The following is a 13956-nucleotide window of genomic DNA, read 5'->3' as shown; positions in this document are numbered from 1 at the left end:
TTCAAATATTATCATTGGTACTCTCGAAACTTTTAGCTTCTATAATAAATCAAAGCTAATTTTAATGCCCTGTATCACCATGCCTGTTCCTATAATGGCAATAACCAATCCCATTATTTTACCAATTACAGAAATAACGTTATTACCCACTATTTTTACAATAAGGTCGCTAGCTCTAAAAGTTAGATAGGTAATCAAGCTCATGCTTCCAAATATGGCAATCACTAAAAAGATATGAATGGTTTCAACGTTAGCCACAAAGTTCATGGCTGTAACGATGGTTCCGGGTCCAGCTAAAATTGGAATGGCCATTGGTGAAACCGCAATATCCTCTTTGGTATCTACATTATTAATGCTTTTTACATTGGATTGTTTGGACTGTAGCATTTCGAAACCAATAAAGAATATTAAGATGCCTCCCGTTATTTTAAAGGCGGGAATACTGATATTGAACAGTTCGAATATGTATTTTCCTAAAAGAACAAATACCGTTACAATGATAAAAGCTATAATATTAGACCTTTTATTGATATCCCTTTTTGTTTCTTTATCTAAACCTTGTGTTAAAGACACAAAAACAGTCATGTTTGAAATGGGGTTGGTAATGGCAAAGAAACCAGTAAAAACGGTGATTGAGAATGTAATTAAATTATCCACTTTTATTTTAAAATTTGAACCGCAAAGAACTTAAATTCCATCTGTTTGTACTACTGAAATTTACTTTATTTTAAATTACCTTACAAAGTATTGAAATTTCGCGTAATTTCTACATATCTTATTTTAAGCTTAACCTTCCCTACGCAAAACCTCTAAAGGCGAACTCCTTAAAACTGTTTGGATATTGCTTAATCCAATGCCCAAAACCAACAAGGTAATGCCTGGTAAAAAAACCACAAATGGAATCACGGAAGGTAAAAAGGGTTCTTCAAATATAAAAACCGCTAAACATAAACTGCCTACCAATGCCAATAAAATGCCGACCAAGCTACCTAAAAGTCCTAAAAACACATATTCAAAAGCTGAAATTTGTAAAATCTGTTTGTTTTTGGCACCAAGGGTTCTCAGTAATACACTTTCTTTTATACGTTGGTATTTGCTGGTTCTTACCGAGCCTATTAAAACAATAATTCCCGTAAGGATGCTAAAAAATGCCATAAAATTAATAACCCACGACACTTTATTTAATATATCTTCCACAAAGTTAAAAACCTGTCTTAAATCTATAATAGACACATTGGGGAATTTACTAACCAAAGTGCGCTGTAAGTCTGCGGAAACCCTCTCGTTTGGAACTGAAGTTGTTAACACATTAAATTGTGGCGCTTCTTCTAAAACACCTTTAGGGAAAACAATGGAAAAATTGAGTTGCATTTGCGCCCAATCAACGGCACGGATACTACCCACTGTCGTTTCTATTAAAACACCTTGGATATTAAAAACAACGGCATCTCCAACGGTAATGTTGGCATCGGCTGCTAAATTATCGGAAATGGAAATCACTACGGGTTCATTGGCATTTAATTGAGGCGTCCAAGTTCCTTTTATGATGGCTTCTGAGGCCGTAAGGGTATCCCGATACGTGGTTCTAAATTCATGGTTTAATACCCAACGTCTTGTTTGAGGTGCACTATCTTGACGAATATCATTTACCAATCGGCCCTTAATACTATGCATCCGCATGGTAACCAACGACATATTATTAAGTAAGGGTAAGCCTTTTGCCGTTATGCTTTGTACCACATTACTGCGTTGTTCGGGTTGAACATCCAAAATAATCATATTTGCATGTTGTGTGGTCTGCCCTAGTTCGACTTTTGATAATAAAATATCTTTTGTAAAATATAAGGTGCTAATTAAAAATGTGCCTAAACCAATAGCAACGACCAAAACCACCGTTTGATTGTTTGGTCTGAATAAATTAAGCAAACTTTGGCGTGCGGTAAAATTCCAATGCTTTGGAAAAAACCGTTTGATCATCTTAATATAGCCTAAAGCAACTCCTGCTAAAAGGATAAATGTAATGACTGAAGCCACAACAAATACGAAAGCGTATAACAGATTTTGAATCAGCCAAAAGGCGAATAAAAACAAGAATACCAAAATAGCGCCAAATACCAAAAGACGTATTTTTAATGGCTCTTGTACGGCATTTTCATCAACACGCAATACCTCTAATGGCGACACATACCACGTACGCAGCAATGGTAAAAGTGCGAATAAAACAGACATAAACAGTCCTAAAAATACACCTATAAATAGCGGTTGGGCAGAAATAGAAATGTCTAGTGCAAACGGTAAAAAATCTTTTAGCAAATATGGAAATAGGGTTTGAAGCCCAATGCCAATAATAGAACCTATTAAACCACCAATAATACCAATGGCCGCAATTTGAATCAGAAAAATAATAAAACTTTGAAGCCGAGAAGCACCCAAACATTTTAAAACGGCAATGGCTTTTAATTTCTCTTTAATATAAATACTTACAGAACTGGCAATACCTATGCAACCTAAAAGTAAGGCGATAAAAGCGGCTAAATTCAAGAATTTACCAACATTTTCATAGCGTCTTCCTAAGCGTCTTGTTGCATCTTTATGTGTTTTAATGTCCGCATTTTCAAATTCCAAAAGTGGTTCTAATTTGTTTTTAAACGGATTTAAATTTAAAGTATCAGAAGCTTTATAGAAATATTGGTATTCTTTACGACTTCCAAATTGTATGAGGTTTGTAGCTTCAACAAACCGATAAGGGATAACAACAGGTGGTGCCATCGCACTCGAAAAAGAAGAGCTTCCCGGAATAGATTTCAATGCGCCGGAAATGGGCAATGATATGTCGCCAATTTTTATAGAATCCCCAGGTTTTACATTGAATTGAAGCATTAAAGCTGCATCCACCAAAGCGCCTCCGGATGCTTGATAATTATTTGAAGCAGCTTCTGGTAGCGTTTGTGCTTTACCATAAAAAGGAAAGTCGCCTTCCATACCGCGAACCTTCACCAATTTAGTGCCTCCATTTTTAGGAAAAGCCACCATAGATACAAAGCTGATTTCGAAAGCATCAGGGTTTAAGGAATCGATAATCGCCTGTGCAGATTCCGTAGGTTCTTGTCTGGAGTCGATGATGTAGTCGGCTCCCATCATGGTTTTAGACTGACTCTGGATGTTCTCTTTTAAATTGGTGCTGAATAATTGAATAGATACTACAGCAGCAATACCCAGAATAATGGATGCCATAAATAACAACAAGCGCACTTTACTAGCTTTGGCATCTCGCCAAGCCATTTTAAAAAGCCAAGTGGTTTGTAAGTTTTGATTTAAATTATTGTTTTTCACAGGACGCTGGTAGTTTGGTTGCTTACTATTGTTCCACCTTTAAGCCTTAAAATTTGTTGTGTTCTATTGGCTAATTCCATGTCGTGCGAAATAATAATTAAGGTGGTTCCGTTTTCTTTGTTTAAATCGAACAATAACTGAATGACTTTTTCGCCAGTTTCTTCATCTAAATTTCCAGTAGGTTCATCTGCAAATAAAATAGAAGGCGCATTTGCAAAAGCACGAGCTAAAGCTACGCGTTGTTGTTCGCCACCCGAAAGTTGCGACGGATAATGATGCACTCTATCTCCTAATACCACTTTTTCCAGGAGCTCCATACTCTTAGCTGTAGCATTCTTAGATCCTTGTAACTCTAAAGGCACACTCACATTTTCAAGTGCTGTAAGTGTGGGTAACAATTGAAAGTTTTGGAAAATAAATCCCACTTCCTTATTTCGTAACTGTGCCCGTTGGTCTTCGTTTAAAAGGCTTAAATCTTGTCCGCATAATTCTACTGTACCAGCATTTGATTGGTCTAATCCTGCACAAAGTCCGAGCAAGGTTGTCTTTCCACTTCCTGATGGTCCAACAATTGAAAACGTTTGTCCTTGTTCGACATCAAAAGAGATATCGTGCAAAACCGTTAATTGTTTGTTACCACTGGTGTAAGTTTTCTCTAACCCAGTAATCTTTAATATCTTTGACATGTGAATTTAAATTTAAAAGATAGACTTATGTCCAAAGTTCAAAATTATCGATTGCATTTCACTGTACCAACTAGAAAAGCCGCTAAACTCTTAAAGTTTTGTTATTTTATTTTAGTACTACTTATAGTGTCCTGTGGCGACACCAACACAAAAAACAGTAATGAAGCACAACAAACTATAACGCAACCCAAAGACACACTGGTAAAAAACCAGGCAAATAAAACTATTTTATGCTTTGGTGATAGTATTACTGCCGGTTATGGTTTAGAGGACACCAACGATGCTTATACTGGCGTTTTACAACAACGTATTGATTCATTAAATTTGAATTATACCGTGATAAATTCTGGCGTGAGTGGTGAAACCACAGCAGGTGGTAAAAGCAGAATTGGATGGGTTATTAAACAAAAGCCTACCATCTTTTTATTAGAACTTGGTGCCAACGATGGTTTGCGTGGAGTGCCCATAACCGAAACACAATCTAATTTACAAGCCATTATAAATACAGTTAAAGAAAAAAGTCCAGAAACAACTATAATTCTTGCTGGGATGCAATTACCACCCAATATGGGACAAGATTACACCACAAAATTTAAAGCTCTTTTTAAAGATGTTGCAGTTCTAAATAATTTAGAATTTATTCCTTTTATTTTAGAAAATGTGGGTGGTGTTGCGTCATTAAATCAACGGGATGGTATTCATCCAAACGAGGAAGGTCATAAAATAGTAGCCAATAACGTTTGGGAAGTTTTAAAGCCTTTGCTTTAATAGCTTTTTGGTTTTGTTTTGGCTTTAAAAAAGAATTAAATCATGTATTCCTTTTAGCCTTCATCTCCTGAAACAATTTCTTAAACAAACCACGAGCAATCAGTACTTTCATAATTTCGTTGGTTCCGGCATAAATTCTGGCCACTCTATTATCGGCATACATGCGGGCAATTGGGTAATCCCACATATAACCATAACCCCCAAATAATTGCAGACATTCATCAACGACTTTACCGTGCATTTCGGTTGCCGAATACTTTGCTATTGAGGCGCTTTCGGCCGTGAGCTTATGGTTTGATAACAATCGCGTACAGCGGTCTAAAAAAGCTTGATGGACTTGCAGTTGTGCGGCACATTCGGCCAATTTAAACTGGGTGTTTTGAAAATTGGCAATGGGTTGTTTAAAAGCGGTTCTTGTGGAGGTGTATTCAATGGTTTTTTCGATAGCACCTTCTGCCCCACCAATAGCGGTAAGTGCTACTGTTAAACGTTCTCTGGCTAATTCTGTCATCATTATTTTAAAACCCAAACCTTCTTCGCCCAATAAATTTTCTTTTGGAACTTTTACGTTATCAAAAAACAATTCGCAGGTATCCTGGGCTTTCATGCCTATTTTTTTGAAAGGTACGCCTTTTTCAAAACCTTCAAATGCGCTTTCCATAATCAATAAAGACACAGCTTCTTTTTCTGTGCCATGATGGGTTTTTACGGCTACAATGGACATATCGCTCATGTAACCATTTGTAATGAAGGTTTTTTGCCCGTTAACCACATAATGGTCGCCTTTATCCACGGCGGTTGTTTTGATAGCTTGAAGGTCGCTACCACAGTTTGGCTCGGTCATACCAAGGGCTGTAATGAGCTGGCCCGTAGCCATTTTTGGTAAGTATTTTTGCTTTTGGGCTTCGGTACCGTATTTTAATAGATATGGTGCAATAATATCGGAATGCAACGAAAAACCAGGTCCATTAACGCCTTCTTTAGCCAATTCTTCAATAAATAAGGCACTAAAGCTAAAATCCAATCCACTACCGCCGTATTGTTCAGGCATATCGATACATAGCAAACCTAATTCTCCCGCACGTTCCCAGATGTTTCGGCTTACCATTCCGTTTTTTTCCCACTCTTCGGTATGATCAAGAATTTCATTTTTAATGAAATCCCGAATCATTTTTTGCATCATTTTATGTTCTTCTGATGCATATATTTCGCGTTCTAATAATACATTTTGTAACATAGCCTGTTCTTTTAAATTATTGATTCTTAATAATATCCCATTGAAATAATAAAGGTAACCATAAATCTCATTTCAAACACATTAGGCTACACTCCTATCATCATAATTTTAATGGCTGGTCAAATTTATAAATGGGAATTGTTGAATTACACACTTCGATGTCGTGACATTTTTAAAAACATAATCTCAATTACTATTTTTCTAAATAATTAGAAAACAGATTTAATTGTGTTAATTTTACCCGTTGTGCATTTTGAATGAAAATAATTTCAATATGTCAGTTCGAGTGATTTTGAGGAACGAAAAATTGTATCGAAAACCCATTTATGGTACAAAAATTATTATTCTCGATTTAAATTTTACTCAATTCAGTTGTAAAATTCACTCGAATTGACAGAACTTTGCCAAAATGCACAACGGGTTAATTTAACTTTTTATTTGATTTTTTATGATAAAAAGCGATGGTTTTTTTAATAAAAGTACGGGGCTTGTTCTCTCTGGGGGTGGTGTTAAAGGTATTGCTCACATTGGTGTTTTAAGAGCCCTTTTGGAACGGGGAATCTACCCAGAGTCCGTATCTGGCGTAAGCGCAGGTGCTTTGATAGCAGCCTTATATGCCGATGAAAAATCTGTAGAAGATATGCTTATGTTTTTTAAGGAAACGCCCTTGTTAAAGTACAATTTTGTAACCATAAACAAACCTGGACTTTTTGATACTGACAAGTACATACCTTTTTTTCAAGATTTCTTTTCATCAAGCAGTTTTGAAAATTTACACAGGAAATTAACTATTGTGGCTACCAATATGGAAAAAGGGGAGCCTCATTTTTTTAGCAAGGGCGATTTATTTAAACCGTTACTGGCCTCTGCAGCATTACCACCGGTATTTAGTCCGGTTTTAATTAAAGGAAGTCTTTATGCAGATGGCGGTATTATGAATAATTTCCCTATAGAACCATTAATGGGCGACTGCGATTTAATTATTGGCTCTTATACAACCTCAATGAAGGAGGTTACCAAAGGACAACTCAAGAGCTATTATCAAATCACACAACGCACAAATCTTTTAATGTTGCACGCCAATGCTAAAGAAAAACTTTTGATACCCGATTTACTTTTTAACCCCAAAGGCCTTGATAAAATTGGCGTATTGGATAAACGAGGCATAGAACAAGCTTATGTGTTAGGCTATGATTATGCATCAAAATTACTGGACACTAAGATTAAAATGTAATTGAATTATGGTTTTCCCTTGGAGGCGTTACGCATATAAGGGAATCGTATAACCGTACAGCATTTTTTATTCTTCAAGTAAGTCTAATTTCCAACCAGGATTTGGTCTTTTTTCTTTCCAATCCCAATATGTTCCGTAAAAGTCGTCGTGAAGCATTGAATCGATTTCATTTTCTTCATCATAATCAACCAACATAACATCATCCCATTCTCCAAATTCAACAGTTGGGTCTGATGTTCCGTCTATTATATTAAGTACAGCGAAAAAAACGTCAGCGGTATTGCTTGCGAATACTTTTCTCAAAGCACTTTTTAAGGTCGGATTGATTTCTAGTTTTTCCAATTCGGATTTTTCCGATTCCGTTAATCCTCCGTTCGATGGATAATTTATTAGTTGGTTTGTTCTTTTATTTTCAAGGTGATTTACAGTATGGCTAGCGTTTTCCTCAATCAGTTGATGGATTGAAACTAAAAGTGATTTTTTATTGTTTTCAGATAATTTCATTGGCGGTTTTTCAAAATGAGGTGCAACTATGCGATTAAAGTCAAAATACTATTATGCTAAGGCTATTCCTTACATGTCCTCCATTAGGTCTTCAAGTTGTTTATCGGGCATTAACCAAATAAGCGCCACCAACACATAACAAGCTATAGATAGCCATGTGTTTACAAAAGCCAAAGGAATTGAAATGATATAAATCCCCACAGATATGTAGTCTTTAATCGTGCTCTTACACAGTTTGTTTAAAGCAAAATTTTCGTCGTGGTATGCAATCAATACACGCTCAAGAATAAAATAGGCAATAGCGCACATGAGTAGCACAAAGCCATAAGTGGCCACCGGTAAAGCAACGGTATGGTGACTTTGCTCGCCTATCCAGCTCGTTGTAAACGGAATGAGCGACAACCAAAACAATAAATGCAGATTAGCCCAAAGAATTTTTCCGTTTACCTTTTGGGTTACCTGCATTAAATGGTGGTGATTGTTCCAATACACGCCCAGATAAATAAAGCTCAACAAATAACTTATAAATATGGGAGCCACAGAAAGCAAACCTTTAAATGTGGTGTCTTCGGGGGCCTTCATTTCCAATACCATAATGGTAATAACAATGGCCAATACACCATCGCTAAATGCTTCTAACCTACCTGTTTTCATATTGTGCTTTTAATTGAGATTGTATTTTAATTTTCCTTTTAATAAGAATAAGTTTTTTTTACAGCTTATCATAATCTTTAAACTTGGGGCTCACTAAAGATTTCCATTCGGGGTGTTTTTTAATATAGGCAAATACATAGGGACAAAATGGCAACAGCAATTTACCTTGCTCTTTAATATAATTTAGGGTTTTCTCAACTATGGCAGAGGCAACACCACGCCCGCCCAAAGCTTTGGGAACCTCGGTGTGTATCAATGCGATTTTACTGCTCGTTTCTTTATATTCTATTACAGCGATGTGTCCATCGACTTCCATTTCGAAACGGTTGTCAGCTTCGTTTTTTACAAGTGGTATATTTCTATATTCGTCTTTCATATCGATAAATATAAAAAAAAATAGCTCAGTATACTGAGCTATTTTAAATGATTATTTTATGTGAATGAATGTATAGAACCATTCGAAACTAAAACGCATTATTTATCAAACAGGTTATGCGATTGGATTATTCATAAATTTCAAGTTCCTTACCAAGGATGATATCGCGGTTAGCAACAAATAAGCCTTCTTTCAAGTCGAGTTTAAGAATTCTATTGGGATTGGTCTGTTCAATTTTTAAACGGCAGGATTCCGTCAATAACGGATCGTTATCAAACACAAACGATTCAATTTTATATTCGGGTTTATTAGGCTCTTTTATTATCGGAAGAATTTGTGTAATCTCGTTACCAAACATATATTTTCCGGGTATAAAAGTGTAAAAGGTATAGCGTCCGTTGGCATCGGTTTTTACCCATCCACGGTGTTTTACATAGCGTTTTTTGTTGTGTCTTTTCAGTTCAAAATTACCATCTTCATCGGCTTGATGTATAAACAATAACACATTTTTTGCCGGTGTTTTTCCATCACTTTCATAAATGGTGCCCGTTATTTTTAATTTATTTGAGCGAGATACAAAATCGGGAATGGTATCCACACTGTTTAATTGTTTTTCGGCGTAATCGTAAATCGGACTGCGCTTCTTGTAATTCTGCGGAATATCGTTTGAAGTATTATCGGTTTCCTGGGCATTTGCAGTTACTGAAAAGCTAATTAATAGCAATATGCATAGTGCATTCGAGAGGGTTTTCATGGAGTAATTATTTATAATCTATTCGAAATTAAATAATTATCACCTTGAAAAATAAAAAATTCGATTGAACTATGATATTTTACGATGAATAGATGAAATACATTTTTGTTATTTAAAAAGCAAAACACCTATATGAAGCACTTCAATTTCGCTTCGTATGGACGCTGTTGACGTGTTTTAGTATTGATAATACACAACGGATTTCGGGTTGCAAAGACCCTGAAATTTCATCTAACCTGAAGGTTTAACTTGCCCAGAATAGGAAATGGAACTTCGTGAAGCACCGATTAACTTCACATAGCTTTTTAAACTAGGGTACAGCGTAATGCTAATATTAAAGCGCTCAGATTTGCTTTTGGCATCAAACGAAATGGTATAATCATGCTGTTTACCTTGGGTAACCGTATAGTTTTCAACAATCCCTTTTAATTGAATGGCACCATCGCTTCCGCCATAACCTACATTGGTATGACGCTCGCCATAATACGGTAAATACGAGGTGATGCTATCGCCAGAAATAGTTAAAAAATTTGAATTTCCGATAAGGTTTATAGCACCCGTTGAGCTTCCTGCCGGCAACATCCCAGAATTGAGCACACGTTGCATAGCCGCCGTAGTTCGTGGAAAAGCCCAATTGGATTCAATGCTAAAGTTCTTGTTTTCCACTAAGGTTTCAAGCGCTTTAATTTCCTCGTCGGTAACTTTAGAGCTTGCCGATTTGCACGAAAAAAAAGCAATGGCAACAATTAGGGTTATTATGGATAAAGGTTTCATTTTTAAGCAATCTTAAGTGTGTTTCTAAATTACAAAATATCATTAAATTGTTGTAATAACAGATTGTTAAAAATTTAAAACCGTATCGAATTAGCTCAAAACCTTTTTAATTTCGGCAACCCAATCTTGCATTGTTGTTGTATTGGTATTTAAAGCCAAACTTCTGTTTCCGTAAGGCGCATAAATATTTTCGTTGGTTACCGAAAAGAACCCTATTGTGGGCGTTTCCGATGCGCTCGCCAAATGCATCACCCCGTTATCCGCAGCAATAAAAATAGCGGTGTTGTTTATTATGGCACCCATTTCCCTAATATCCTTACTGTAAAAATGTGTGGCTTTAAAGTTGATTTTCGAAATGTTTTCAATCGGCAACATTTCAATGATATTAAAACCGGTTTCAAATTCAGTTTTCAAACGCGAATAAAACGTGTTCCACCAATCCTCAGAATAACATTTATTACCCGTGGCATTGGTATAAATACAGATGGTTTGCTTGTCGTTTTTAACAATATCCGCAAGTAGTTTTTTACCGTTTTCAATTTCGGTGTCGCTTAACTTGATGTTTAAAGTGGGCACCTCGCTCCTATTTTCATCAAAGCCCAACTTGGTTAAATAATGCCTTAAATTATAAACGGGGTATTTTGCAATATGCTCGTAATCGCTATGCTTTTGTTTAATGACCTCATTCACATCGCCAAAAACCTTGTAATCGGCATTTGAGATTTGCGTAAGCAAGCGTCCTGAAGATGAGTTTTTGTCGCCATTTATTACCAAATCGTAATGTTTTCTTTTGATTAAAACCCAGCATTTTACATACTTAAACAAATGGTTGAAAGGTTTTTTGGGAAGCTGAAAAATGGTTTTTATTTCTTTATAGTTTTCGAAAACCGGATATGCCACACCTCCTTTTACAAACAAATCGATGTCGCAATTGGGGAAAGTATCAATAACTTCCTGTACAATGGGCGTTAAAAGCAGTTGATTGCCCAATCTGTGGTTGGGGCGAATGATTAAAATTTTTTTTATATCAACCTTTGTATTGGGATCAAATTTAGGCTCGGTTTGAGAACTACCAATATTTTTGGTAATAAAATGCATCAGCTTACGGCGAAATACATTTATTCTGTTTGGTACTTTCATCTATTTATTTTATAGCTGGCAAAATTACGAATAAGCTAAGAGTTCGCAAAACTTTAAAAGGCTATCAGTTTATAATGTGCAAAACAAACGGCCTTTTTAAATGCGCCGTGGTTTAAAGGTGCGTTTGGTGTTTATAAAATACACACCGGTTAACAAAACAACGGCTGCAACCATAGATTGCGTTGTAATCTGTTCGTTTAAAATCCACCATCCCAATATTAAAGCAATTATGGGGTTTACATAAGTTGATGTTGCCACTTTTTCGGGTGAGACTTCTTTTAACAGAAAGTTAAAAGCGGTAAACGCCACGATGCTTCCAAATAGAATAAGCCCTACCATAGCCCATTGTACATCGCTTTGCCAATGGTGGGGCAACGACCAAGGTTCGTTTAAAATAAGGCTAATAACACCCAGCATCAAACCACCGGTTAGCATTTGGTAGCCCGTATTTACAAAGGAGTTTTTTGGTAAATCTGCTTTTCCAACAAAAATACTGGCATAAGCCCAACTTAGCATACACGCAAAAATTAAAACCATACCTAAAACCTGCCCTTCCTGACTTATAATTTGTTGCTGACTGACCAAAAGAAAGATGCCCACAAAACCCAATATGACACCTATGTAAGACATGAGCGCAATGCGTTTGCCATAAAGCAGGCGCATCATAATAAGAACTACCAATGGTTGTGCTGAAATCTCTAAGGCAGCAAAGCCGCTATCCATATATTTTAATGCCAAAACAGCAAGTCCGTTGCCCAACGTTAAAAACAAGAACCCGGCAATGGAAGCGTTTAACAATTGCTTTTTTGAAATTTTAAGACTGACTTTTAGCGATTTAGCGATTAGAAAAATAATGGCTCCTGCCACTAAAAACCTAACTGCAGCCAGAAAAAAAGGCGGTAAATGCGAAACGGAAATTTTGTTAAGCAAATACGTAGAACCCCAAATAACGTATATGGCGAAAAATGCCAATATTATAAGAATAGTTTTTCGGGGTAAACTCATACCATATTTTGAGTTTAAAATGTTTAAAGGAAGTGAAAACTAGATTTTCTTTACTCTAACAGCGTTCATGCCTTTTTGTCCGCGTTCAAGTTCGTAAGTAACTTTGTCGTTTTCGGCAATTTCATCAATTAAACCGCTCACATGAACAAAATATTTTTCTTGATTGATACTATCTAAAATAAAACCAAAACCTTTTGAATGATCAAAAAACGAGACCTTGCCTTCTTTGGCCGTTGGCTCCTCTTCTACTCTATCTTCTTTTTTAGGGATGCCCAACTCAATGCTTTCTGCTTCTACTTTTTCGCGCATGGCTGGATCTGGTGGCGTATCGGTTAAATTACCATTAAAATCAACATAAGCAAACTGAATACCTTGTGGGTTTTCTTTAGCTTCGGCTCTACGAGCTTCTTTCTTTTTTTGCTTTTCTTCTCTTTTCTTTAAGCGTTTTTTTTCTTTTTCAATTTTGTTGAATGTAACTTGCGATTTTGCCATAGTTTATATTATCCTGTAGATTTTAAAAATTAGTGTGTAAATATACGCCTTATTTTTATGATGCTATAATAATCACGGTATTAATACTGATTCAGCCATAAAAGTATTTGCAAACCGATGCCCTATTAAATGCACCATAGCGTTTGTGGAAAACGAAAAGCATTAGAAGTTAAAAACTCCGCAATATTATTCTATTCGTTTGGCATGTGTTGTGAACGATAACCCTTGTTGCCCCATAGTGGACGTCATTATGCCTTCAAACAAAGGTTCCGGGCAATTTCGCGGTATTTTCCATTCTAAAATAAAATTGGAGCCTGTGCCTCCAGAAACGTCAACTTCGTCTATAATAATCTCTGTTGTTTCCATAGGCGCCAAAAATATGGGCGCATCAAAATATTTTCTAACCGACTTGCCGTGCGTGTCAAAATACTCGGCTCTTAACAGGTAAATGGTGTCCGATTCGCTGGTGTTTCGCATACTCACCATGGATGTTAAGTTGTGCGTTGTATGCTCGGACATACTATAAATTTGCGAGTAAATCGAGAGATAGGATTTCCCGTATTCAAGCGAATCACTAGCTTTGAGGTTTACCGTTCTTTTCGACCAGTTTTCTGGGTTTAATGAACTGTTTTCTTTCTTTTCAGTACAACTAAAAAGTATAATAATTAATATTATGGGTAAATACTTGTATTTCATTTAGTGCCCTATTTTAGTATACGAATCCGTTTTATTGCGTTGCATCGGCCATTGAATGACTTAAGCTTACAATTTACTAAAATTAATTATTAATCATAACGAACATAAACGAAGACTTATAATAAAAAATTTCTTGAAACGAACTATCCTTGAGGCAGTCCCGATAGCTATCGGAACATAGAGGTATTTCGCTCGTTTCATTTTGGTCTTAGGGTCAAAAATAGAAATTTGTTATTTAGATTCCCGATGCCTCGGGAATGACAATTTCAACGGAAACCCCGAAACAGGCCCTCGAGGAATTCT

The 13956-nt window shown here is 36.2% G+C and carries 15 protein-coding genes; 2 read left to right on the top strand and 13 right to left on the bottom strand.

What is annotated here, in order from left to right; translation table 11 throughout:
• Window positions 1–39: 39 nt before the first annotated feature.
• From RNZ47_RS07065 to RNZ47_RS07055, 3 genes are all read right to left on the bottom strand, one after another.
• Window positions 40–657: a MarC family protein gene (locus tag RNZ47_RS07065; protein WP_311938176.1), complete on the bottom strand. Its 618-nt coding sequence runs from the start codon at window positions 655–657 to the stop codon at window positions 40–42.
• A gap of 129 nt (window positions 658–786) precedes the next feature.
• Window positions 787–3282 carry an ABC transporter permease gene (locus tag RNZ47_RS07060; protein ID WP_311939054.1) on the bottom strand — a complete coding sequence of 832 codons (2496 nt, stop codon included), beginning with the start codon at window positions 3280–3282 and terminating at the stop codon, window positions 787–789.
• Window positions 3283–3329: 47 nt separating this feature from the next.
• Complete coding sequence (locus tag RNZ47_RS07055) at window positions 3330–4019, bottom strand: ABC transporter ATP-binding protein (protein WP_311938174.1); 690 nt, start codon at window positions 4017–4019, stop codon at window positions 3330–3332.
• 27 nt (window positions 4020–4046) lie between these two features.
• Between RNZ47_RS07055 and RNZ47_RS07050 the strand changes: the two genes are divergently transcribed.
• Window positions 4047–4787, top strand: a complete 741-nt coding sequence (locus RNZ47_RS07050) for an arylesterase (protein ID WP_311938172.1) — start codon at window positions 4047–4049, stop codon at window positions 4785–4787.
• Between the two features lie 40 nt (window positions 4788–4827).
• On the opposite strand, the gene RNZ47_RS07045 is transcribed toward RNZ47_RS07050, so the two are convergent.
• Window positions 4828–6024 (bottom strand): acyl-CoA dehydrogenase family protein, encoded by a 1197-nt coding sequence (locus RNZ47_RS07045; protein WP_311938170.1) that lies wholly within the window; start codon window positions 6022–6024, stop codon window positions 4828–4830.
• A gap of 448 nt (window positions 6025–6472) precedes the next feature.
• On the opposite strand from RNZ47_RS07045, the gene RNZ47_RS07040 reads away from it, so the two are divergent.
• Window positions 6473–7258, top strand: a complete 786-nt coding sequence (locus tag RNZ47_RS07040; protein WP_311938168.1) for a patatin-like phospholipase family protein — start codon at window positions 6473–6475, stop codon at window positions 7256–7258.
• A gap of 66 nt (window positions 7259–7324) precedes the next feature.
• Here RNZ47_RS07040 and RNZ47_RS07035 read toward each other — a convergent pair whose 3' ends face one another.
• The 9 genes from RNZ47_RS07035 to RNZ47_RS06995 all read right to left on the bottom strand — a co-directional run bounded on the left by RNZ47_RS07035 (window position 7325) and on the right by RNZ47_RS06995 (window position 13653).
• Complete coding sequence (locus tag RNZ47_RS07035; protein WP_311938166.1) at window positions 7325–7762, bottom strand: hypothetical protein; 438 nt, start codon at window positions 7760–7762, stop codon at window positions 7325–7327.
• Window positions 7763–7831: 69 nt separating this feature from the next.
• Window positions 7832–8416, bottom strand: coding sequence for a TMEM175 family protein (locus tag RNZ47_RS07030; protein WP_311938165.1), 585 nt, complete (start codon window positions 8414–8416; stop codon window positions 7832–7834).
• Window positions 8417–8474: 58 nt separating this feature from the next.
• Complete coding sequence (locus RNZ47_RS07025; RefSeq protein ID WP_311938164.1) at window positions 8475–8792, bottom strand: GNAT family N-acetyltransferase; 318 nt, start codon at window positions 8790–8792, stop codon at window positions 8475–8477.
• A 127-nt stretch (window positions 8793–8919) separates the two neighbouring features.
• On the bottom strand, window positions 8920–9546 hold the full coding sequence (locus RNZ47_RS07020; RefSeq protein WP_311938163.1) for a dioxygenase family protein: 627 nt from the start codon (window positions 9544–9546) through the stop codon (window positions 8920–8922).
• Window positions 9547–9777: 231 nt separating this feature from the next.
• Window positions 9778–10320 (bottom strand): DUF4251 domain-containing protein, encoded by a 543-nt coding sequence (locus RNZ47_RS07015; RefSeq protein ID WP_311938162.1) that lies wholly within the window; start codon window positions 10318–10320, stop codon window positions 9778–9780.
• 90 nt (window positions 10321–10410) lie between these two features.
• A complete protein-coding gene (locus RNZ47_RS07010) occupies window positions 10411–11460 on the bottom strand; it encodes a glycosyltransferase family 9 protein (protein ID WP_311938161.1) in 1050 nt (349 codons plus the stop codon).
• A gap of 96 nt (window positions 11461–11556) precedes the next feature.
• Window positions 11557–12465 (bottom strand): EamA family transporter, encoded by a 909-nt coding sequence (locus RNZ47_RS07005; protein WP_311938159.1) that lies wholly within the window; start codon window positions 12463–12465, stop codon window positions 11557–11559.
• A gap of 39 nt (window positions 12466–12504) precedes the next feature.
• Window positions 12505–12957, bottom strand: coding sequence for a cold-shock protein (locus tag RNZ47_RS07000; protein ID WP_311938158.1), 453 nt, complete (start codon window positions 12955–12957; stop codon window positions 12505–12507).
• A gap of 186 nt (window positions 12958–13143) precedes the next feature.
• A complete protein-coding gene (locus RNZ47_RS06995) occupies window positions 13144–13653 on the bottom strand; it encodes a DUF3124 domain-containing protein (protein ID WP_311938156.1) in 510 nt (169 codons plus the stop codon).
• Window positions 13654–13956: the final 303 nt, after the last annotated feature.

Origin of the sequence: Hwangdonia seohaensis, from assembly GCF_031932625.1 — a bacterium.
Taxonomy (GTDB): Bacteria; Bacteroidota; Bacteroidia; order Flavobacteriales; family Flavobacteriaceae; genus Hwangdonia; species Hwangdonia seohaensis.
Note: the sequence above shows the minus strand (reverse complement) of the source record. Positions and strands in the feature narration are given on the sequence as shown.

Coding starts and splice junctions, on each gene's coding strand:
- RNZ47_RS07005 (WP_311938159.1), bottom strand. CDS start 12,465: ATGAGTTTACCCCGAAAAACTATTCTTATAATATTGGCATTTTTCGCC.
- RNZ47_RS07040 (WP_311938168.1), top strand. CDS start 6,473: ATGATAAAAAGCGATGGTTTTTTTAATAAAAGTACGGGGCTTGTTCTC.
- RNZ47_RS06995 (WP_311938156.1), bottom strand. CDS start 13,653: ATGAAATACAAGTATTTACCCATAATATTAATTATTATACTTTTTAGT.
- RNZ47_RS07050 (WP_311938172.1), top strand. CDS start 4,047: ATGTCCAAAGTTCAAAATTATCGATTGCATTTCACTGTACCAACTAGA.
- RNZ47_RS07060 (WP_311939054.1), bottom strand. CDS start 3,282: ATGGCTTGGCGAGATGCCAAAGCTAGTAAAGTGCGCTTGTTGTTATTT.
- RNZ47_RS07030 (WP_311938165.1), bottom strand. CDS start 8,416: ATGAAAACAGGTAGGTTAGAAGCATTTAGCGATGGTGTATTGGCCATT.
- RNZ47_RS07015 (WP_311938162.1), bottom strand. CDS start 10,320: ATGAAACCTTTATCCATAATAACCCTAATTGTTGCCATTGCTTTTTTT.
- RNZ47_RS07045 (WP_311938170.1), bottom strand. CDS start 6,024: ATGTTACAAAATGTATTATTAGAACGCGAAATATATGCATCAGAAGAA.
- RNZ47_RS07025 (WP_311938164.1), bottom strand. CDS start 8,792: ATGAAAGACGAATATAGAAATATACCACTTGTAAAAAACGAAGCTGAC.
- RNZ47_RS07020 (WP_311938163.1), bottom strand. CDS start 9,546: ATGAAAACCCTCTCGAATGCACTATGCATATTGCTATTAATTAGCTTT.
- RNZ47_RS07000 (WP_311938158.1), bottom strand. CDS start 12,957: ATGGCAAAATCGCAAGTTACATTCAACAAAATTGAAAAAGAAAAAAAA.
- RNZ47_RS07035 (WP_311938166.1), bottom strand. CDS start 7,762: ATGAAATTATCTGAAAACAATAAAAAATCACTTTTAGTTTCAATCCAT.
- RNZ47_RS07010 (WP_311938161.1), bottom strand. CDS start 11,460: ATGAAAGTACCAAACAGAATAAATGTATTTCGCCGTAAGCTGATGCAT.
- RNZ47_RS07055 (WP_311938174.1), bottom strand. CDS start 4,019: ATGTCAAAGATATTAAAGATTACTGGGTTAGAGAAAACTTACACCAGT.